The organism is Prosthecobacter sp. (genome assembly GCF_020439865.1).
Classification (GTDB): Bacteria; Verrucomicrobiota; Verrucomicrobiia; order Verrucomicrobiales; family Verrucomicrobiaceae; genus Prosthecobacter.
Window position 1 is genome coordinate 14172 of sequence record NZ_JAGRPF010000017.1, and the last position, 21719, is coordinate 35890.

General features: G+C 60.2%; 17 protein-coding genes and 1 tRNA gene. 14 read left to right on the plus strand and 4 right to left on the minus strand.

The features are described 5' to 3' along the window. The first annotated feature begins 74 nt into the window (after positions 1–74). The 3 genes from KDL09_RS01240 to KDL09_RS01250 are packed head-to-tail and all read left to right on the plus strand — an operon-like array spanning position 75 to position 5939. Positions 75–1811 carry a molybdopterin-dependent oxidoreductase gene (locus tag KDL09_RS01240; RefSeq protein WP_294380513.1) on the plus strand — a complete coding sequence of 579 codons (1737 nt, stop codon included), beginning with the start codon at positions 75–77 and terminating at the stop codon, positions 1809–1811. A 33-nt stretch (positions 1812–1844) separates the two neighbouring features. Continuing rightward, positions 1845–4286 (plus strand): U32 family peptidase, encoded by a 2442-nt coding sequence (locus KDL09_RS01245; protein ID WP_294380516.1) that lies wholly within the window; start codon positions 1845–1847, stop codon positions 4284–4286. Positions 4287–4319: 33 nt separating this feature from the next. Beyond that, a complete protein-coding gene (locus KDL09_RS01250; protein ID WP_294380518.1) occupies positions 4320–5939 on the plus strand; it encodes a hypothetical protein in 1620 nt (539 codons plus the stop codon). A gap of 2 nt (positions 5940–5941) precedes the next feature. Here KDL09_RS01250 and KDL09_RS01255 read toward each other — a convergent pair whose 3' ends face one another. Together KDL09_RS01255 and KDL09_RS01260 are read right to left on the minus strand one after the other, a co-directional pair. After that, the gene (locus KDL09_RS01255) at positions 5942–6511 is read right to left on the minus strand and encodes a Maf family protein (RefSeq protein WP_294380521.1); all 570 of its coding nucleotides are present in this window, start codon (positions 6509–6511) and stop codon (positions 5942–5944) included. Next, complete coding sequence (locus KDL09_RS01260; RefSeq protein ID WP_294380523.1) at positions 6508–6753, minus strand: YgdI/YgdR family lipoprotein; 246 nt, start codon at positions 6751–6753, stop codon at positions 6508–6510. The genes KDL09_RS01255 and KDL09_RS01260 overlap by 4 nt, the downstream gene beginning before the upstream one ends. Before the next feature lie 134 nt (positions 6754–6887). Between KDL09_RS01260 and mtnP the strand changes: the two genes are divergently transcribed. Then, on the plus strand, positions 6888–7760 hold the full coding sequence (gene mtnP, locus KDL09_RS01265) for an S-methyl-5'-thioadenosine phosphorylase (protein ID WP_294380526.1): 873 nt from the start codon (positions 6888–6890) through the stop codon (positions 7758–7760). A gap of 111 nt (positions 7761–7871) precedes the next feature. After that, positions 7872–9161, plus strand: a complete 1290-nt coding sequence (locus KDL09_RS01270) for a hypothetical protein (protein ID WP_294380527.1) — start codon at positions 7872–7874, stop codon at positions 9159–9161. Here KDL09_RS01270 and KDL09_RS01275 read toward each other — a convergent pair. Further along, positions 9158–10000 (minus strand): transglutaminase-like domain-containing protein, encoded by an 843-nt coding sequence (locus KDL09_RS01275; protein ID WP_294380529.1) that lies wholly within the window; start codon positions 9998–10000, stop codon positions 9158–9160. The two genes, KDL09_RS01270 and KDL09_RS01275, sit on opposite strands and share 4 nt — an antisense overlap. 231 nt (positions 10001–10231) lie before the next feature. Here KDL09_RS01275 and KDL09_RS01280 point away from each other — a divergent pair, with 231 nt between their 5' ends. Continuing rightward, on the plus strand, positions 10232–11407 hold the full coding sequence (locus KDL09_RS01280; RefSeq protein WP_345781061.1) for a glycosyltransferase family 4 protein: 1176 nt from the start codon (positions 10232–10234) through the stop codon (positions 11405–11407). Here the strand turns inward: KDL09_RS01280 and purT are convergent, their stop codons facing one another. Next, positions 11408–12589: a formate-dependent phosphoribosylglycinamide formyltransferase gene (purT, locus tag KDL09_RS01285; protein ID WP_294380533.1), complete on the minus strand. Its 1182-nt coding sequence runs from the start codon at positions 12587–12589 to the stop codon at positions 11408–11410. 50 nt (positions 12590–12639) lie between these two features. Here purT and KDL09_RS01290 point away from each other — a divergent pair, with 50 nt between their 5' ends. The 8 genes from KDL09_RS01290 to KDL09_RS01325 all read left to right on the plus strand — a co-directional run bounded on the left by KDL09_RS01290 (position 12640) and on the right by KDL09_RS01325 (position 21698). Beyond that, on the plus strand, positions 12640–13431 hold the full coding sequence (locus tag KDL09_RS01290) for a ComF family protein (RefSeq protein ID WP_294380535.1): 792 nt from the start codon (positions 12640–12642) through the stop codon (positions 13429–13431). 144 nt (positions 13432–13575) lie between these two features. Next, positions 13576–14412, plus strand: a complete 837-nt coding sequence (gene accD / locus KDL09_RS01295) for an acetyl-CoA carboxylase, carboxyltransferase subunit beta (protein WP_294380537.1) — start codon at positions 13576–13578, stop codon at positions 14410–14412. Between the two features lie 105 nt (positions 14413–14517). Next, positions 14518–17283 (plus strand): 2-oxoglutarate dehydrogenase E1 component, encoded by a 2766-nt coding sequence (locus KDL09_RS01300; RefSeq protein WP_294380538.1) that lies wholly within the window; start codon positions 14518–14520, stop codon positions 17281–17283. Positions 17284–17324: 41 nt separating this feature from the next. Then, positions 17325–18425, plus strand: coding sequence for a dihydrolipoyllysine-residue succinyltransferase (sucB, locus tag KDL09_RS01305; protein WP_294380540.1), 1101 nt, complete (start codon positions 17325–17327; stop codon positions 18423–18425). 73 nt (positions 18426–18498) lie between these two features. After that, the gene (locus tag KDL09_RS01310) at positions 18499–19398 is read left to right on the plus strand and encodes a DUF502 domain-containing protein (RefSeq protein WP_294380541.1); all 900 of its coding nucleotides are present in this window, start codon (positions 18499–18501) and stop codon (positions 19396–19398) included. Positions 19399–19405: 7 nt separating this feature from the next. Next, complete coding sequence (locus KDL09_RS01315; protein ID WP_294380543.1) at positions 19406–19891, plus strand: 8-oxo-dGTP diphosphatase; 486 nt, start codon at positions 19406–19408, stop codon at positions 19889–19891. Positions 19892–19935: 44 nt separating this feature from the next. Then, a complete protein-coding gene (locus KDL09_RS01320) occupies positions 19936–21357 on the plus strand; it encodes a sulfatase-like hydrolase/transferase (protein ID WP_294380544.1) in 1422 nt (473 codons plus the stop codon). A 270-nt stretch (positions 21358–21627) separates the two neighbouring features. After that, positions 21628–21698, plus strand: a tRNA-Gly gene (locus KDL09_RS01325). Positions 21699–21719 lie beyond the last annotated feature (21 nt).

A 21719-nucleotide genomic window follows, 5' to 3' on the forward strand; every position in this document is an offset into this window, starting at 1 on the left:
TTTTCACAAAATCGGGTTGCCCCTCCCCATGCGGCTCCGATAATCGCACCCAGCCCCCTTTTTTCCCTTCGCTCATGCCTGCCCCCGCTGAAGCCCCCGCCACCCCTGCCGCTCCGCCGCCGGTCGATCTCGTGAATGTGCAGATCGACGGTGTCTGGCACAAGTTCCCCAAAGGCACGCGCATGATCGAAGCGTGCAAGCAGGCCAAGGCCGAAGTCCCGCACTACTGCTATCACCCGAAGCTCAGCTCTCCCGGCAACTGCCGCATGTGTCTCGTGGAGATGGGCATGCCGCCGCGTCCTGCACCCGGCACGGAACCGGAAAAGGATGAGCATGGCATGCCGAAGATCGGCTGGATGCCGCGCCCGGTCATCGCCTGTGCAAACACTGTTGCTGAAGGGATGGGCATCCGCACGGACAGCCTGCTCACGCAGGAGTGCCGCAAAGGCGTGATGGAGTTCCTCCTCATCAATCATCCGCTCGACTGCCCGATCTGCGACCAGGCCGGCGAGTGCCGCCTGCAGGAGTTCAGTGTCGAGCACGGCAAAGGCGAAAGCCGCTTCCGTGAAGACAAAGTTAAGAAGCCGAAGAACGTCGATATCGGCCCGCGTGTGCGTCTCGACGACGAACGCTGCATCATGTGCAGCCGCTGCATCCGCTTCACCGCCGAGATCGCTGACGAGCCGGTGCTTGGTTTCACCGAGCGCGGCAGTTTCACCACCCTCGCCGTGCATCCTGGCAAGCGCCTGGAGCACAACTACTCGCTCAACACGGTCGACATCTGCCCCGTGGGCGCATTGACGAGCACCGACTTCCGCTTCCAGCAGCGCGTGTGGTTCCTCACGGAAACGCCGAGCATCTGCACCAAGTGCGGCCGCGGCTGCAACATGGAGATCGGTGCCCGTGGTGACACGATCTACCGCCAGACACCGCGCGACAACAACGACGTCAACTCCACTTGGATGTGTGACAGCGGACGTCTCGACTTCCACTTCGTGAACAGCGAGTTCCGTCTCACCGACCCGATGGTGAAGACCGGCGGCAAGCACGAGATCGCGAGCTGGAAAACCGCGCTCAATAACATCGCCACCGCGCTCGCCGGCAAAAAGGGCGAGGAGATCGCCATCATCGCCAGCGCGCGCATGACGAACGAGGAACTCTTCTTCGTGAAACACCTCGCCGCGCAACTCGGCACCACGAATGTCGATGTCATCCCACGCACCGGCGGTGCCGATGAGTACCTCCGTGCCGACGACCTCAATCCCAACACCACGGGCGCGAAGCTCATCCTCGGCATCGAACCCGGCGCCAAGATCGCCGGGATCACCGAACTCATGAGCCGCGGCCGCCTTCGCGCCGTGCTCGCTTTCGGCGAAAACCTCCTCAAGGCCGGCTTCGAGCAAAAAGATCTCGAGAAGGTGCCCTTCATCGCGTCCTTGCACATCCTCGCGAATGCGAGTGCTGAACTCAGCGACGTCGTCCTGCCCGGCACGTCCTACGCCGAGAAGCGCGGCAGCATGATCAACGTCACAGGTCGTCTGCAACGCCTCAACAAGGCCGTCAAAGCTCCCGGCAACGCCCGCGACACGTGGGAAATCCTGCGTGACCTCATCGTCGCCTGCGGCGGCAGCAACGGCATCCACACCATCGAAGACGTTTTCAAACGTCTCGCCGCCGAAGTCCCCGCCCTCGCCAACCTCACCTTCTCCAAGATCGGTGACCACGGCGTGCAGGTGCTCGAAACGTCCGAGAAGATCCCGCTGCTGGAGCGCGAGAAAGAGCGCAAAGCGAAGGGCATCATCGTCGGTTGAGTGCGTGTTCGCGTGCCTGTAACCTAAGGCCGCATGGCACCCTCTTCTTCATTACGCCCGGAACTCCTTTCCCCTGCCGGGAACTGGGAGTGCGCGCGTGCTGCGGTCGCGAACGGAGCGGATGCGATCTACTTCGGCATGCCGCGTTTCAATGCGCGTCTGCGGGCGGACAATTTCACCGAAGAGGATCTGCCGGAGCTGATGAAGTTTCTGCACGAGCATGGCGTGAAGGGCTACGTGGCGTTCAACACGCTCATCTTCACCAAGGAACTGCCCGATGCTGAAACGCAGCTTCGTTTGCTTGAAGACAGCGGCGTCGATGCGGTGATCGTGCAGGACCTCGGCCTGGCGCGCATGGTGAAGGCGCTCACGCCGAACCTGCGCCTGCACGCGAGCACGCAGATGACGATCACTTCGCCGGAAGGACTGGAATTTGCGAAGCAGCTCAACATCGACCAGGCGGTCCTTGCGCGTGAACTTTCGTTGCGCGAGCTGGAACGCTTCAAGGACGCGCACGTGCCATTGGAAGTGTTTGTTCATGGCGCTTTGTGCGTTGCTTACTCGGGTCAATGTCTCACCAGCGAGTCGCTGGGCCGTCGCAGTGCGAATCGTGGCGAATGCGCGCAAGCCTGTCGCATGCCGTATGAAATGTTTGTTGATGGCGAACCGCGTGATCTGGGCGACAAACGCTATCTCCTTTCGCCACAGGATCTCGCCGCCGTGGATGAAATCCCACGCTTGATTGAACTCGGCATCCGCAGCTTCAAAATCGAAGGCCGACTCAAGACGCCGGAATACGTCGCCGGTGTCACTCAGGTCTATCGCGCAGCGATTGATCGTGCGCTGGCAGGCAAACCGGCTCCTGCAACGGATGCGGACCGCTACGCGCTCGAGATGACCTTCTCCCGCGGTCTCTTCAGCGGCTGGATGCACGGCGTGAATCATCAGGAACTCGTTGGTGCCTACTACGGCAAGAAACGCGGCCCGTATGTCGGTGAAGTCACGCGCATCCTCGGTGCGGACACGGTGGAACTCGATTCGCTGCACATCGCAATGAAGCCGGGCGACGGCGTGGTGTTTGAAAACCTAGCGGACACCAACCACGAGCAAGGCGGCAGCGTGTATCAGATGCGCGGCAGCGTGCTGAGCTTTCGCCACGGACATCTGCGCATGGAGGACATCCCGCCCGGAACGCGTGTGTTCAAAACGAGCGACCCGGCGCTGAATCGAGCACTGCGGCAATCGTTTGAAGGCGACATTCCGATCCGCAAGCAGCGCAAACTCGATCTCCATATCACCGGCAAGGTCGGCGAGCCTTTGCGTGTTCAATCCGGCGCGAACGTTGTGACTTCCACGATGCCGCTGCAGGCGGCGATGAAACGTCCTCTCACACCGGCGGCGTTCATCGAGCAGTTTTCGCGGCTTGGCGGCACGGAGTTTGAGCTTGGTGTAGTGCAGTTTGATGTCGAAGGCGAGGTCATGCTGCCGATCAGCGAGCTGAATCGCATGCGGCGTGATCTGATTGCGTCATGGAGCGGTGACGATTCGTTGCCAAAAGTGGGGGAACACAGCGCGACGACGCTCGAATCACTCATGCCTTCACGCGGGAAGGGCGACGAGTCGTCGCCACTCCATATCCATGCCTTGTGTCGCACGCAGGCGCACATTGACGCGGCGCTGGTGCTCGGCATTCCGCGCCTCTACCTCGACTTCGAAGACATCCGTCTCTACGCGGATCTCGTGAAGCAGATCAAGGAGCGCAGCGACACGGCGCAGGTCTGGCTGGCGACGCCACGCATTCAGAAGTCGGGCGAGGTGGGATTCTTTAAGCTCATCCAGCGTGCGGAGCCGCATGGCGTGCTCATTCGCAATCTGGGAGCCATGTCATTCTTCAAGAACGCCGGCATCCCTATGACGGGCGATTTTTCGCTCAATGTCGCCAATCCGCTGACCGCTGAGATTTTAAAGAAGACCGGTCTGGAGCGCCTGACGATCAGCTATGACCTGAACATCGAGCAGGTGGTGGATTTGCTCGCTGCCGCACCGCCGTCGTGGTTCGAACTGACGCTGCATCAGCACATGCCGATGTTTCACATGGAGCACTGCGCGTTCGCCGCGTTCCTGAGCAATGGAACCGATTTCACCAACTGCGGCCGGCCCTGTGACCGGCATCGCGTGCATCTGCGCGATCGCGTTGGGATGATGCATCCGCTCAAAGCCGACGTCGGCTGCCGCAACACGCTGTTCAACGCCGTGGCGCAGACTGGAGCCCAATTCTTCGACGAACTCCGCGAGCATGGCCTGCGCTGCTTCCGCGTCGAACTGCTCGAAGAGGATGCCGATGAGGCAATGATCGTCCTTCGCACCTACCAGGAGCTTTTGGCCGGAGAACGCGACGGTGACGAGATCTGGCGGGATTTGAAGGCCCAGAGCCAGCTCGGGGTGACGCGAGGAACGTTGACGGAACTTTCTTGAACAGCGCACGTTTACCACGAGAATCCCATTCCCATGGCCCGGCACGTTCCTGATGACTTTAGCTTCCTTCCGACCGTCGATTCGACGGACGAGGATCATGTGATCAAGGAGGAACTGTGGCCGGTCAAACCGCCACCTGCGCCGGAGGAGCCTGAGCCCCCGCATGAGGAAGTGGTGGAACCGGCTTATGAGCCGCCGGCTTACGAAGCTCCGCCGCAGGAAGATCCCGAGCCTCCAGTGAGGTCGCCGTCTGTTCAGAAGAAAGTCCGTGTTTTTGAGCCCGATGTCTCGGATCACGATCATGCGCCTCCCGGTCAGGGCGGCCGCGAGCTTTGGGAAGCGTTCCAGCAGGAGCACGGGGATGCCCCCACGATTATTGCTCCTAAAACGGCCCTTCCGCCTGAGGAAGTGGAGCCCGTGGTGCCCCGTCGTGCGACACCGAAAGTTTCATTCTCGGACAAAGAGGAAAAGAAGTTTACTCCTGCGGCGCCTGCGCCGTTGAACATGCCGCCAGTCCATGAGGCGAAGGCTTCACCCCCGCCCCTGCCGCAGGACCCGGCACCGGTTCCGGAAGCCGGGCACGTGGAGGAACCAGTCCTCAACACCGGGGTGGCTGCTGATCCCGAAGCGGAACCTGCCGACAACGCGGACCAGATCAAAAACGCCAAGAAGCGTGCGCTGTTCATGACCTTGGGCGTGCATGTGGCCGTCATCCTCATCATGCTGCTGATGCATGTGCCGATGATGGACTTCACGCGTCCGGAAATCGTGGCGACAAGTGCGGTGGAGGAGCTGGAGAATGAGTCGTGGAAGAAAGTCACCACAGCGGCACCACAGACGAGCCCTATGGCGGCCTCGATTTCGCCGCTGTTGTCCACGGGAATCAGTGACATCGCGATGCCGGAAGTCGATTTCTCGGCGACGACGAGCGATTTGAACCTGGGAACCTCGTTCGGCTCGTTCGGTTCGGGAGTCACCACCGGCGGCGCGGGCGGAAAAGTGTCCTTCCTGGGAAACACGGCCACGGCGAAACATGTTGTGTTCGTGGTGGATGTGTCGGGCTCCATGTCCGCCTCCATGAATGTGAGCGGCAGCGGTATGATGACCCGGTTTGACCTGCTCAAGAAGGAGCTGAACAAGAGCATCAGCGCACTGGCGGCAGGCACGGCGTATCAGGTGATTTTTTTCTCCGACTTCGCGTGGCCGCATGACGTGGTGGACAGCAACGACATGCGGGCTCTGAACGCCTACGACTGGAAGATCACACCGCAGAGCAAGAATGTCAGCATCCCGCGCTTCAGCTACCTCGCCTCTAATCCGTCCAACATCAGCAAGAGCAAAAAGATCATCACGGAGGCGAACAATCCCGGAGGTACCAACTGGGGCAGCGGTCTTATGATGGCTCTGAAGGCCAACCCCAGGCCGGACGTGATCTTTTTCATGACAGATGGCAATCGCAGCGACGAGCAGGGCTGGATCGACGTGGTGACCACGGAAAACAGCCGTGGCAAGCGCACGATCATTCACACCACGGCCATGGGAACGCCAGATGCCGCCCGGGACCTTGACGCGATGGCCAAGCGCAACGGTGGCAAGTTCACCGCCGTGATGGCAGACGGCAAGATCGTGCAGGGCAAGGATCTTCTGCGCTGAGGTCAGCCTTGCAGCATGCGCAGCGCCGCGGTCACCTCGTCCACAGGCAGGCCGACGACGTTCGTGAAAGAACCTTCCATGTGATCGAGAATCATGTCCGTGCACGCCTGGATGCCATAGGCGCCTGCTTTGTCGAGCGGGTTTACCTTGGAGTGGTATTCCCGAATCAGGCCATCGGTCAGCGTCTTAAAGGTCACGTGCGTGATCGCATGCAGCGTGTGCTGAATCTTTCCCTCGCAGGCAAACGCCACACCGGTGCAGACTTCGTGGGTGCGCCCGGAGAGACGCCTCACCATTTGCAGCGCTTCGTCGAGGTTCGCAGGTTTGGCCAGGGGATCGCCGTCCACATAGACCAGGGTGTCGGCTCCGAGCACGAGCGCCTCAGGCCTGAGCTGGCTTCCCGCGAGGGCTTTGCGCCGGGCGTTTTCGATCGTGAGCTGCTCGGGCGTCAGGGCGGCGTCATGCGCCTCCTCGACCTGCGGCACAATGATTTCAAAGTCGCAGCCTGCGTCACGCAGCAGTTCGACACGACGTGGTGAGGCGGAGGCCAGCACCAAGGGGCGCGGGCTCACGCGCGCTGCTCCACGATTTTCACCACATCGTCAGCACGGATCAATCCGTCGCGTTTTTCCGGTGTGCGATAGCGGTAGTAACCGGTTTTCGCCTGATACTCGGGCTGCCCGTTGCAGAGAACCTCACTGCCGTCCTTCAATTTGATTTTATGGGGAGCGGAGGAGACCAGCAGATTGGGCATCGAGCAGGAGACGAGCAGGACGGCTGGCAAATAAAGCAGTGAGCGGCACATGGCATTCATGGCGGAGGTAAAGATCAAACGACATGTCTGAGACCGGCCTTTCGATCATTCTGTTCATCATTCATTCAAGTGACATTTTCGAGCGGGTGAGTGTTGCTGGTTGAAGCAGACTCCGTGCCTTTTAACCTGACCGCATGAGTCAAAATCTTCCCCCGGCCATCGGCATCATCGGCGGTTCCGGATTATACGATCTCGAAGGCTTCGAAAACCGTGAGGAAATCAGCGTGGAAACACCGTTTGGCCGTCCGTCGGATGCGCTTGTGACGGGCACCCTCGCAGGTCGTCGCGTGTATTTCCTCCCACGTCATGCTAAAGGTCATCGCATCCTGCCCACGGAGTTGAATCATCGGGCCAATATCTGGGCGCTGCGCAGCGTGAACGTGCGCTGGATCATTGCCGTCACCGCTGTGGGCAGTCTGCAGGCGCAGTATGAGCCGCGTGACATCGTCCTGCCGGACCAGTTCTTTGACCGCACCAGCCGTCGCGACCAGCACACTTTCTTTGGTCGTGGCATCGTCGCCCACGTGGCGTTTGGCGATCCCATTTCGGACAACCTGCGTTCGCTGCTGCATGATGCGGTGGTTGCGCAGGGACGACGTGTGCACAATGGCGGCACCTATGTCTGCATGGACGGTCCGGCGTTTTCGACGAGGGCGGAATCAAACGCGCATCGGCAGCTCGGCTTTGATGTCATCGGCATGACCAACCTGCCGGAGGCCAAGCTCGCCCGCGAAGCTGAAATCGCCCTCGCCACGCTGGCGATGGTGACGGACTACGACTGCTGGAAGGTGGAGGAGGAGGCGGTGACCGCTGAATCCGTCATCGGCCATCTTCATGCGAATGTGGCCGCCGCCAAGGCCGTCCTGGCGCACGTCATTCCGAACATTCCCGCCGAACCGAACTGGCCGGAGCATCGTTCCTTGGATTCCGCCTTGATGACAGATCGGAAGCTCTGGCCTGAGCAGACGGTCGAGGATCTGCTGCCGCTGCTGCAGCGGTTTCTCTGAGTTTTTTTGAGGGTGGGCTCGCTGACGGGCTTGCCAAAGTGATGAACGAACCTGCAAGCTGCGAAAATGAACCCACCGGACCTGCCTCCCCCGATTCCGAATCTTCCTCCCGTGCCGGCTCCTCCTCGCAAAGGCATGGGTGCAGGCATGATCGTGCTAATCGTCGTCGTCATCGTGGTGCTGCTGGTCGCGGTGCTCGCCGCTCTGGCGATTCCTGGCTATCAGCGGATTCAGAAGATGGCTGAGGAGATCAAGCATCAGCAGTCGGCGGCGTTCACCTCTCCGCCGCCCCTGACAGCGCCGCAAAAGGAAGCGCTGGGACGCTTCGGGAACGAACTGGCCGAGGCGCTGGGAAAAAAGGACATGGCCAAAGTGATGGCATTGCAGAACGGCGAAGCGCTTGCCGCGCGTGTGTTTGGAAAACTACCCGCCGGAATTCCCAATAGCGCCGAAATGCGGCGAGGATTCCTGGAGGGCATCAAGAAGCGTGATGGCGGCTGGATGTGGAGCGTGATCGGCAACGAGGTAAAATTCCTCCGAATCCGGGAACGCAACGGATTCCCCGCCGTGCTGTTGCGGGTGAAGTCGGCGGAGGGCGCGGTGAATTACGTGGATGTCCTGGCCATGCCTGAAGGTGGCAGCTTCCGTGCGGTGGACATGTTCAACTACGTTTTTGCCACGATGGTTTCCGAGGAGTCGCGCAATGCGCTTGCGGCCATGGTTTCCAAGTCGGTGGGCGGAGGTTTTGCGGCCATGCTGGGCATCCCGAAGATGGATGAGAGCGCGGTGGACTATCTTTCGCGCATCAATGACGCGACACGGGCGGGAAATATGATGGAGGTGCTGCGGATCTGCGACGGCATGCCGCAGGCGCTCAAAACTCAGCGAATTTTTTTCATTCTCCGCCTGCAGGCGCTGATGGTTCTGAGCTCTTCGGCCGAGCTTGAGCCGCAGTACAAGGAGGCTCTGCGTGCTGCTCCGGACATTCTGGGCAAGGACAGCACCACGGATCTTCTCATGGTGGACCTGCTGTTCATGGAGAACGATCTGAAGGGCGCGGAAGAGTGTCTCAAGCGCGTGGATGCCGTCGTTGGGGGAGATCCGTACCTGAAGTTCCTGCGCGGCGGAGCGAGGTTGCAGATGAAGGATTACGCAGGGGCTTTGGAACTCGCTAGTCAGGTCGCACGGGAAGATCCCAAAATGGTCGACGTCATCGATCTGCGCCTCTCCGTGCATCTTGCACTCAAGGATTTCAAAGGGGTGGCGGACGATTTGCGTGTCTTCAAGCGCGACTTCGGTCATGTGCTGGACCGCAACGCCCTCGCCGGAGATCCTGCGTATGCCGAGTTTCTAGCTTCGCCGGAGTTTGCAGCGTGGGAGAAGGAGATTGCCGTGCCCTAGTCTTCCATCAGCTTCACCGCGAGGCGGCGCATGAACTGTCGCTCCTGAAGAAGGCCGAGTCTCTCATAGGCCTCGTCAAGATTGCGCAGGATGCGCAGCAGAGTCGCCTCGGCGGTGGCAGGTTCATGGATGAGATCCTCCATGCCGGGATTGGCGGCAGGATGATGTTTGGCCACGTCGTCAGCCAGCATGAAACGACCGCGGTTGAAGCAGTCGACCAACCAGGTCTTCTCTCGGTGGGTGACACGGGAGAGGAAGTGGCCGGGGAAGTTGCAGCCTTCGATTTCGAGACCGAAGCGATGTCCTAGGAGACGGTAGAGGCAGCAGAGGCTGATCGGATTCCCCAGTCCGGTGTCCAGCACCCAGAACAAATTGCTGTTCATGGGGGAGTAGTAGTCCTTGCTGTTGCCGCGAAAGCGCGTGATGCCGCCGTGCGAGGCGAAGAGCCACTGGGCGAGCTCGTGCGCGTCCATGCGGCCTTTTTCGGCAAAGGCCTGCTCAGCCATGGTGTCGAGGCGTTTTGCCAGATCGGCCGACTGTGTCTTCCAGCCGTTGAGAAAGGCGGAAAGCTGGCTCAGGCCCTCTTCGAGCTGCGCATCCGGCCCGTCCATCCAGCGCCAGCGCATCCAGGTTTCCTCGAGTTCCATCCGTCGTGCCGGTTCGAGCATTTGCGCCACCAGCCTTTCTTCGTCAGCGGACAGCGGCGTTTCCAGCGTCTCGATATGCTGCGGCAGTTCGCGTCGCATTCCGGTCAGTTGCTGGCACACTGCCTGACGGACCACTTCGGACTCATCGTCCAGCAGTTTGATCAGATGGCTCAGATGACCGGCGGCAGGCATGTGCTGGTGTTAACATGGACCCGCTTTTGGATGCAATCACGATTTTGCACCTCTGCCGGATTTGGAGTGCCGGACCATGCCCGGAATCAGCGGCCGATTCTCCTGCGAAGGTTGCGTCGTCAGCGGGCTGGTTCAGAGTGCGCGATTATGCGTGTTTTATGGCTTCGGCCTGGTCCCTGTCTGCCGCTTCATCATGGCGGCAGGGTTTATTCTTATCATCTCATCACCAGCTTGGCGGACCTCTGCCATTTGCATGTGCTGGAGGCGGGGGCTGACAAAGAGGAAACGCTGGACGGACCAGGGATGCCATACGGGCATGTGATCGAAAGGATTCGCGCGGACAATCGCATGCCAGAGTGGTCGCCGAGCCGCTTTTTTACCTACTTGTGGCCGATTGTGCGAAATCTGTTTGCCTCGCGCGAGCCTCTCTGCCTCACTCTCTTTGTTGAGAGGAGATTTGCTCAAAGGGCCAGAGAACTGGTTCAAAGCGGGCGGTTCGACGTCGTTGTCGCGGACGGCATCTACCTCGCGTCGATTTTTGAAGGCTGGGAAAATGAACGGCGAATTCCCGCAGTGCTGATCCAGCACACGGTGGAATCTGTCTTGTGGCGTCGGGTTGCGGAAGTACAGCGCAACCCGGTCACCTGGCTGTTCTATCACGAGATGGCACGGCGTTTGCGGCGGCGAGAACCCGCGCTGTGCCGGCTCTTTGATGGAGTGACCGCCATTTCCGAGGTTGACGCGGAGCACATGCGCCGGGTCTATGGACTGACCACTGTGCTTGGAGTCGTGCCCATCGGCGCATCGTCGATTCCGGAAGGGGTGCCTGAATCAGTGATCAAGGTGCCATCTTCTCCGATCGTCACCTTCGTCGGCAGCATGAACTACCAGCCAAACGCTGACGCAGCGTTCTGGTTCATCAGGGAAGTTCTCCCTCTGATCCGCCAGACACTGCCGGACGTGAAGTTCAGGGTGATCGGCCGTGACCCGCCCCGCTCGCTCGTCGATGACGCGAAGGTCAATCCGGCCTTGGAAGTCACCGGCACGGTCAAAGAGGTGCTGCCTCTGCTGCGTGAATGCGCGACAATGGTCGTCCCCTTGAGGGCTGGCAGCGGGGTCCGCTTGAAGATCATGGAAAGTCTTTCCGCAGGTCTGCCCATCGTGAGCACCAGCGTCGGAGCAGAAGGACTGGCTCTGGAAAACGGCAGGGACATTCTGCTGGCGGACGATGCCGCATCCTTCGCCCAAGCCGTCCTTCGGCTGCTTCAGGACGATGTCCTGCGGCGTGAGATGGCGGAAAGAGGGATTCAGCGTGTCCGGTCTGAATTCTCCTGGAAACAAAGCGGCGTTCGTTTGTTCGAGATGCTCGCCTCGATTCTCAAGGCGAGGGCTCAATCCCAGAACTGATCACAGCCGGATCTGCATCGCTTTGGCGGCGCGATGGGCCTTGGCGCGGGCTTCGTTGATGGTCTTGGCGCGGGCAAGGGTCACCGCCATGCGGCGCTGGCCACTGACATTGGGTTTACCGAAGAGACGGATCTGCGTGTCGGGCTCGGCGAGAACCTTGTCGAGTTTGCCGAACTGCACCCGGGATGATTCGCCCGCCACAAGCACGGCGCAGCTCGCGCTGGGGCCGTGCTGATGGATGTTTGGAATTGGCAGGCCGAGAATGGCGCGCACGTGCAGCGCGAACTCGCTCAAGTCCTGCGAGATGAGCGTGACGAGGCCGGTGTCATGCGGGCGCGGCGACACTTCGCTGAAGATGACGTTGTCGCCCTTGATGAACATTTCGACGCCGAAGAGCCCGCGGCCTCCGAGCGCCTCCGTGATCGCACCGGCCATCTGCTGCGCTGCCTTGAGCGCCTTCTTTGACATCGGATGCGGCTGCCAGGACTCGCGATAGTCGCCCTTGATCTGCGTGTGGCCCACGGGCGCGCAGAACGACGTGCCGCCGACATGGCGCACGGTGAGCATGGTGATTTCGTAATCGAACTCGACGAAGCCTTCGACGATGACCTTGCCCTTGCCGGCGCGGCCGCCTTCCTGCGCGTATTTCCACGACTTCGCGATGTCGGATTTCTTCTTCACGACGCTCTGGCCCTTGCCGGAGCTGCTCATGATGGGCTTCACCACGCAGGGCATGCCGATCTTTTCAATGGCGGCGCGGAACTCGGCTTCAGTGGAGGCGAAGACATATGGCGACGTTTTGAGTCCCAGCTCTTCAGCGGCGAGACGGCGGATGCCCTCGCGGTTCATCGTGAGTTTCGCGGCGCGGGCGGTGGGAACGACGCGATAACCTTCCTTCTCGAGCGCGAGCAGCGTATCGGTGGCAATCGCTTCGATCTCAGGAACGATGCAGGTCGGTTTTTCGACTTCGACGAGACGGCGCAGCGCCTCGCCATCGAGCATGGAGACGACATGGCTGCGATGTGCGACCTGCATGGCAGGGGCGTTCGCGTAACGATCCACGGCGATCACTTCGCAGCCGAGGCGCTGGAGTTCGATGACCACCTCCTTCCCCAGCTCGCCGGAGCCGAGGAGCATGACTTTGGTTGCGGTGGAGGAGAGGGGAGTGCCGATGCGTGCCATGCGCGCATTTAGGCTTGCAGTTCGCGCGCTTCAAATTGCATTTATCGGGCATGTCCTTTCCTGGCCCTCCAGCTCCATCGCGTGTGCAGCGGATGCTGCAGCCGGCGTGGTCGGCGCTCGTGGATCTGGTCTATCCCCGCCTGTGCTGCGTCTGCCATGTGCCGCTGGGTGACGCGGCCTCCCGCTGGTTCTGCCGGGGCTGCGAAGAAGCACTGCCGCTGGTGGAGCCGCCGTATTGCGAGGTCTGCGGCGAGGTTTACGACGGCGCTTTCACGAATGAATTCCGCTGCGCGAACTGCAGCGGGCGAAGGCTGGAGTTTGAGTTCGCCGTCGCCGCCTGCCGTGCGGAGGAAGGAGCGCGCGAACTCATCCATCAGTTCAAATACGAGCGTCGTCTGCAGCTGCGCGGAGCGCTCGCGGCATTGATGCTGCGCACGCTTGAGGAGCCCCGGCTTGCCCGGGAAAACCTCGCGGAGTGGCTGCTTGTGCCGGTACCGCTTCATCGCACCCGGGAGCTGGACCGCGAGTTCAATCAAAGCTGGGAGCTCTGCCTGCGGCTCTCGCAGCTGACGGGCATTCCCGCTACGAAGGCGCTGGTGCGTGTGCGCGCTACGGATACACAGGCGAGTTTGGACCGCGACGAGCGCCTGCGGAATCTGCGCGGGGCGTTTTCACTGCTAAAGTCGCGCCCTTGGAGGCCCAGGATTGACCTCCATGGCCGCCGCATCCTCCTGGTCGATGACGTCTTCACCACGGGAGCGACGACCAGTGAGTGTGCCCGTGTCCTGCGACGTGAGGGCGGGGCAGAAAAAGTGGTGGTCATCACCGCAGCACGCGGCTAGGATCGCCCCCGCGTCCGGCTCTGGCCGGGCCTGACAGTGCGAAACGCCGGGCGGTTTTCCCTCCGGCAACTCCTGCGACATGCCACTCGGGGAGACGCTCCATCAGGCCCGCCGCTGCAGGACCCCTACACTGACTGACCTACCATGGGATTTTTCAAAAAACGCTCCGTTGACGATTTAGGCGAAAAGAAACGCGACATGCCGGAAGGCCTTTGGACGAAGTGCCCTTCGTGCAACGAAAGCCTCTTCGAGCAGGCGCTCGCCAAGAACCTCCGCGTCTGCACGAACTGCGGCTATCACTTCACCATCGGTTCGGACGAGCGCATCGCCAGCCTCGTGGACGAAGGCACCTTCGTCGAGATGGACAAGGATCTCGATTCCGTGAACGCCCTCGGCTTTAAAGGCTATCTGGACAAGGTGAAGGCCTATCAGGCCAAGACCGGGCTTACCGAGGCGGTCGTCACCGGCCGTGCCATGATCGAAGGGGCGCCCGTGCTCCTCGCGATCATGGACTTCCGTTTCCTCGGCGCCAGCATGGGCAGTGTCGTCGGTGAGAAAATCACCCGCGCCATCGAGGCCGCCACCGCCGAGTGCAAGCCCGTCATCGTTTTCTCCGCCTCCGGCGGCGCCCGCATGCACGAGGGCATTTTGAGCCTTATGCAGATGGCCAAGACCAGCGGCGCGCTCGCCCGTCATGCCGAGGCGCGACTGCCTTACATTTCCGTGCTCACGCATCCGACGACGGGTGGTGTCACCGCCAGCTTCGCCACGCTCGGAGATCTCATCATTGCCGAGCCGAAGTGCATGATTGGATTCGCTGGTCCGCGCGTCGTCAAGGAAACCACCCACGCCGACCTGCCCCCTGGATTCCAGACCGCCGAGTTTATGATGCAGCACGGCCTCGTTGACATGATCGTCGACCGCAAGGACATGCGCGCCACGCTCGCGAAGGTTCTGCGCTACATGGTCGGGTCCAAGTGACGTAGCCCGGGCAGGGGAGGGCATTTCTCCCATGAAAATGGCTGCAAAATCCGCCATTCAGCATTGCACTCGCATCGATTGGGCGCATTCTCTTCGCCCCCCCTCATGAGTGCTACATTGCCGTACCGCGCCAACGCGGATTTCCTCGAGTCCAAATACGTGGACTGGAAAAAAGACCCCGGTTCCGTCGAACCCCTTTGGTCTTCCTTTTTTGAAGGTTTCGAACTGGGCATGGCCCGTCTCGCCATAAAAGGTGCGGAAACGGCCGGTGGAGACGGGGCCACACTTTCAGAGAAGACGCTGAACTTCCGCATGCGCGTCTCGAATGCGCTGCACAACTTCCGCGCGCTCGGCCACACCGCCTCCCATCTGGATCCGCTCGACAAGGAAGGGCCGGAAATTCCCGCGCTCACGCTCGCTGGTCTCGGTTTCACCGAGGACGAGCTCGAGGAGGAGGTGCAGACGCACATGTTCCGCAATGGAGCCCCGATGAAGCTCAAGACGATGCTGGCGGAACTCCGCCGCATCTACTGCGGACGCACGGGATTCGAGTTCATGCACATCCATCATCCGGAAGTGCGTGCGTGGCTGCTGGAGCGCATCGAGGCGCGTGATCTCGACGCCAAGCTGCCGGTCAAAGATCAGATCGATGCGCTGCGCTGGCTGCTGGAGGCGGAAACCTTCGAGCGCTTCCTGCACCGTCGCTTTGTCGGCCAGAAACGTTTCTCCGTCGAAGGTGGCGAGTCGATGCTGGTGGCACTCGAGACCATCCTCGAATGCATGCCAACATCCGGCGGCAAAGAAATCGTGATGGGCATGGCGCATCGCGGCCGCCTCAGCGTGCTGGCGAATTTCCTGCGCAAGCCGCTGGAGTACCTCTTCTACGAGTTCAGCGAGAACTACGTGCCGAACATGGTCGCCGGTGATGGTGACGTGAAGTATCACCTCGGTTTTGAAACCGTGCGCCAGACGAGCAGCGGTGATTCCGTGAGCATCATGCTCGCGCCGAATCCGAGCCATCTCGAAGCCGTCGATCCGGTGGTCGAAGGCATGGCGCGCGCGCGCCAGCGGTTCCTCGAAGACACGAAGGACCGCAAGCAGGTCATTCCGGTGCTGATCCACGGTGACGCGGCCTTCGCAGGGCAGGGGATCGTGGCCGAAGTGCTCAATCTCTCACAGCTTCCCGGCTACCGCACCGGCGGCACGATTCACATCATCGTGAACAACCAGATCGGCTTCACCACGATGCCCGAGGACGCCCGCTCGTCCGACAACTGCACAGACGTGGCGAAGATGATCGAAGCGCCGGTCTTCCATGTGAACGGCGACTGCCCGATGGAAGTGATGAACGCGACAAGGCTCGCGTTCGAATTCCGCCAGACTTTCGGACGCGACGTCATTCTCGACATCGTCTGCTACCGCCGTCACGGCCACAACGAAACAGACGAGCCCGGATTCACACAGCCGAACATGGCGCGTGCGATCGCCGAGCATCCGTCCACGGCCACGCTGTTCCGGCTCGACCTCGCCGCGAACGGCGTGCTCGACGAAGCCGGCGCGGCTGCGCTGCAGCGCGAGCTCGAAGATGATCTCGAGCAGGGCCTGAGCAGTCTCGCGGACCGCGACAAAAACGCGGACGGTGGCAATCCCTTTGAAGGCAGCATGGCGACGCCGCAGGCCGAGTACGATTACAATCCGATTCCGACGGGTGTCGAACTCGACAAGCTCAAGACGGTGGGTGAGCGTCTGCTTGAAGTGCCGGAGGGGTTCCGTCTGCATCCCACGATTTCCAAACGCTTCCTTGCGGCGCGCAGGAAGGCTCTTGCGGCCGGTGAAGGCATCGACTGGGCCTATGCCGAGTCTCTCGCCTTCGGAACGCTGCTCACGGAAAACCATGGCGTGCGTCTCAGCGGCCAGGACTGCCGACGCGGCACCTTCAGCCAGCGTCACTCCGTGCTTTACGACACCGAAACACGTGAACGTCACATCCCGCTGAACAATCTCTCCGCCGACCAGGGGCGCTACTGCGTTTACAACAGCCTGCTTTCTGAAGCGGCGGTGCTCGGCTTTGACTACGGTTACTCGCTGCTGACCAGCAACCTGCTGGTGTGCTGGGAGGCGCAGTTTGGCGACTTCGTGAACGGCGCGCAGGTCATCATTGATCAGTTCATCGCCAGTGCGGAGAGCAAGTGGCAGCGCCCGAGCCACATCACGCTGCTGCTGCCGCATGGTTACGAAGGCCAGGGGCCTGAGCACTCCAGCGCGCGTCTGGAGCGGTTCCTGCAGCTCTGCGCCGGCGGCAACATGCAGGTGTGCAATTTCACCACACCCGCGCAGTACTTCCACGCGCTGCGCCGCCAGATCAAACGCAGCACGCGCAAGCCGCTGATAGTCATGACGCCGAAGAGCCTGCTGCGTCATCCGAAATGCGTCTCCAAGCTCAGTGACATGGCCGAAGGCACCACCTTCAAAGAGGTGCTCGACGACGATCAGCTCACGGTGTCACCCGACCGCGTCACGCGTCTCATTCTTTGCAGCGGCAAAGTGTATTACGACCTGCTCGCCTTCCGCGAAGAGCACAAAATCAAAAACGCCGCCATCATCCGCATCGAGCAGCTTTACCCGCTGAACTACGAAATGCTGAAGGAGATCGTCGCCAAGTATCCGCGGGCGCAGAAGAAATGGATCTGGTGCCAGGAGGAGCCGCGCAACATGGGCGCCTTCTACTACATTCGTCCGCGCCTCGAGGAGCTCTCCAATCACAAGCTGCGTTACGCAGGCCGTGAGCGCAGCTCCAGCCCTGCGGCCGGCTCGAAGGCCATCCATACCCTCGAACAGGAGAACCTGGTCGAGTCGGCGTTCAGCGTGTGATGTGACTCCTGCGCCCCAAGATTTCCCCCAATACCCCCGTCATGCCCTCAGACATCAAAATCCCCGCTCAAGGCGAATCAGTCACCGGAGGCCAGATCTCCAAATGGAACTTCAAAGATGGCGACTACGTCAAAGCCGGTGACGTTCTGCTCGTTTTGGAAACGGACAAAGTGGCAGCTGAAATTACAGCCGAGGCCAGCGGCGTCCTTACCATCAGCAAGCAGGTGGATGAGGAAGTCGAAATCGGAGCGGTCGTCGGCCAGATCGACGAAAGCGCCGCCCCGCCTGTCGCGAAAGCCGAGGCCCCGGCGCCGAAGCCTGCTGAACCCGCGCCCGCACCGAAAGCCGCACCGGAAAAGCCCGCGAACGTCACCGAATTCAAAGTCGTTCCAAAGCCTGAGCCGGCAGCCGCACCGGCGGCGAAGTCTCCTGCCGCCCCTGAAGGCCGCGTGACGCGAAAGAAGATGAGCCCGCTGCGCAAAAAGATCGCCGACCAGCTCGTGAGCGCCCAGCGCACCGCGGCGATCCTGACAACGTTCAACGAATGCGACATGAGCAATGTCATGGCGCTGCGTTCGAAGCTGCAGGACAGTTTTGTTGCGAAGAACGGCGTGAAGCTAGGCTTCATGAGTTTCTTCATCAAGGCCGTGGTCGAGGCGCTCAAGGCCGTGCCACAGGTCAACGTGCGTGTCGAAGGTGACGAGCTCGTGCAGCAGCATTTTTTCGACATCGGCGTCGCCGTCGGAACGGAGCGCGGATTGATCGTGCCCGTGCTACGTGATGCGGATCAGAAGACCTTTGCCGAGCTCGAAAAAGACATCCTCGCCTACGCCGCGAAAGCCAAGGAGGGAAAAATTCAGGTCAGTGATCTCACCGGCGGCGTCTTCACCATCTCCAATGGCGGCGTTTACGGTTCCCTGCTCAGCACTCCGATCATCAACCCGCCGCAGAGCGCGATCCTCGGCATGCACAGCATTCAGCAGCGTCCGGTGGCGGTGAACGGCCAGGTGGTGATCCGCCCGATGATGTACCTCGCCCTGAGCTATGACCATCGTGTGGTCGATGGCAAGGAAGCGGTGTCTTTCCTGATTCGCGTCAAAGACTGCATCGAAAATCCTGCGAGGATGCTGGTGGGAGCGTAAATTTGTGTGACTGCAGATTATTGCTGAACAAAGCGATTTCTGTGCGTTCTCATTTACACACCGAAGCGATTTCATGGCACCCGAAATACCTACTGCAAACCCACTTCACGAGGCGCATGCGCCGAAGGGATGGGGTGTGTGGTTGCGCAACAAGTTCCTGGCCGGAATCGCACTGGCGCTGCCGCTGATCATCACGTTTTGGATTCTGTATTCGATCTATGACCTCCTGCATGGCTGGAGCAAGCCGGTGCTGGCTCAGGTCGTGAATCTCGTCAACGAGCTCTCCGACAGGACGGTGTTGAACATTGAGGATCCGAAAGTGGAGAATTTCACCAACTTCGTCGGGTTCCTGTTCTCGCTGCTTGCGATCCTGGGGCTCGGGTTCATGGCCACAAACGTCATCGGCGTGCATGTCGTCGCCGCCGTCGACAAACTGCTGCTGCGCATTCCTTTGGTGGCGGTGATCTATAAGCCGCTCAAGCAGGTGATCGATGCATTCCGCGGCCTGGGCGGGGCCAAGCAAAGCAACTTCAAGCGGGTAGTTTTTGTCGATTATCCTGTGACAGGCATGCGCATGCTCGGCTTCGCCACCGGACAGTTTTGTGACTCACAAAATGGCAAGGCCATGACCTGTGTGCTGCTGCCAACCGCCCCCAGCCCGATGACTGGCTTTCTGCTCGTCGTGGACTCCGAAAAAGTCACTGATGCGCCGATCACACTCGAAGAGGCGATGAAGATGATCATTTCCGGCGGTCTGGTGGTGCCCTCAGGTTCAGTGGCGCCCTTGAACAAAAAGAATGCCGGCGCAGCTCTGCCGGAGTCCGCCGAAGAATCCGAAGAGGCGCTGGACATTCCCGCCGGTCTGCCGCGTGCCGAGGATTTCGATGCAGGTGACACGGAAATCCTGGCCCAGTCCATGGACATCAAGAGCGGCAAACGCTGGCTGCGTGCCCTGCCATGGAAAAAACGCTGATTTCACGGTGACCGTCGACTGGAAATCCTGGCAACCCGGTGTCCGTGCGACACTGATGTTTGTCATCAACGAAGACCGGCGTGAGGTCCTGCTGATTCGCAAGAAGCGCGGCCTGGGTGCGGGTAAAATCAACGGACCCGGCGGCAAACGGGATCCGGGTGAAACGTCCGTCCAATGTGCCGTTCGTGAGACGCAGGAAGAATTGGGTGTGACAGCCCTGAACCCTGTTCACCATGGCGAACTTTGGTTTCAGTTCGTGGATGGTTTACGCATGCACGTCGATGTCTTTGTTGCCACACAGCACGATGGAGAGGCGGTGGAAACTCCGGAGGCGGTTCCTCTCTGGACTTCGCTGGACACTCTGCCCTTCGATGAGATGTGGGAAGACGACATCCACTGGCTGGCGCAGACTTTGATCGAGCGCCGCCGGTTCATCGGGCGATTTGCGTTCGATGATGACCGGATGCTGTCCCACGAAGTGACGTGGCTGTAACTTTTTGATTCCAGGCCGGTACGGATCCTGGTTATCATGCGAGCATGAAATGCCATTGGATCTTCTGCGGTTGTTTTTTGCTCCATTTCAGCTCGATGGCCGCGCCGGCTGATCCGCCCAACATCGTACTTGTCATGGCGGATGATCAGGGCTGGGGGGACATGGCATACAACGGGCATCCGCACCTGAAGACGCCGAATTTTGACGCTTTGGCGAAGGAGGGGATCCGCTTTGATGAGTTTCATGCTGCCGCGCCTGTTTGTTCGCCGACGCGAGGCAGCGTGATGACGGGACGCACACCGAACCGTTTCGGGTGCTTCTCTTGGGGGCATTCTTTGCGCCCTCAGGAAATCACGATCGCGGAGGCGCTCAAAACGGCGGGGTATGCGACCGGGCATTTTGGCAAATGGCATCTGGGCTCTGTCCAAAAGGCCAGCCCGGTTAGTCCGGGGGTGAGCGGTTTCGATGAATGGGTCTCTTCCCCCAACTTTTTTGATCTCGATCCTGTGCTCAGTGTGAATGGCAAAGCCGTGCCGTTCCACGGTGACAGCTCTGACGTCACGGTGGACGAAGCCTTGAAGTTCATCAGACGTTGCGCCGAGAAGAAGCAGCGTTTCCTCGCGGTCGTCTGGTTTGGATCGCCTCACGACCCCCATCAGGCCTTGGATTCGGACCGGGCGTTGTATGCGGATCTGCCCGTGAAGCAGCAAAACTTTTATGGCGAGATCACCGCCATGGACCGTGCCTTCGGAAAGCTGAGAACCGAACTGCGGAACCTAGATCTCCGTGAAAACACCTTGGTCTGGTATTGCAGCGACAATGGTGCGCTGCCGAAGGTGGGTTCCAACGGTGGTCGTCGTGGGTTCAAGGGCCAGATCTACGAAGGGGGACTGGCGGTGCCTGCACTGCTTGAATGGCCGGCCGTCTTCCACGAACCCAAAGTCATTAAGGCTCCCTGTGTCACCTCCGACATCTATCCCACTGTGCTTGAGGTTGTTGGAGTGACCATGGAAAAGCAGCCGCCGTTGGACGGGATTGACATCATGCCTCTGCTCACCGGACAGGAAAAGAAGCGCTCCAAGCCCATTGGCTTCTGGGACTCGGGCAACAAGGGCATAAGCACCCCCTCGAAGGCGTGGATGGACGAATTGCTTGCTGCTCAGGCTCGGGGAGAGGAGCCCAATGATCCCGTTCGGCTTCGCCCTGATGCGGCCAAGATCGGAGAGCCTGTCTCACTTACCGAGTTTCCTGGGCACTCGGCTTGGTTGGACTGGCCGTGGAAACTCCACCGGATCGAGAATCGAAAGAGCCATGACGTAACTTGGGAACTCTATAATCTGGCCACCGATCCCGACGAGAGCACGCTCTTATTGGCCGAGCAGCCCGAGCGAGTGCCTGAGATGCAGAGAAGCCTCGAAGATTGGCTCGAGAGCGTGGCTCGGAGCCTGAATGGGGAAGACTACTGAGGGGAGTTTACCGCTATTTGGCAAAAAAACCGAGGCGTCATATCCCTTGCTCGGCGCCTTGTTCATGTGGGTTTGAACATTGTTGTCCATTTTGAGTACCCACTTGCCAGCTCGTTCAAGAGTGCTAAATAATCGGTCGAGTTGAAGAGCGAAGGTTCTGAAAATTCCGATTTCTGAATCCATCAGATATTCTGAAATTTCAAAAAATTCCTTTAAATTCTAAAAATATCTTGCGGCAGTAGGATGTTTCGTGTTACTATAACTTTAATTGCGGGTATAGCTTAATGGTAAAGTTCCAGCCTTCCACGCTGGCCATGTGGGTTCGATTCCCACTACCCGCTCTGAGAACGCGTAAACACCCG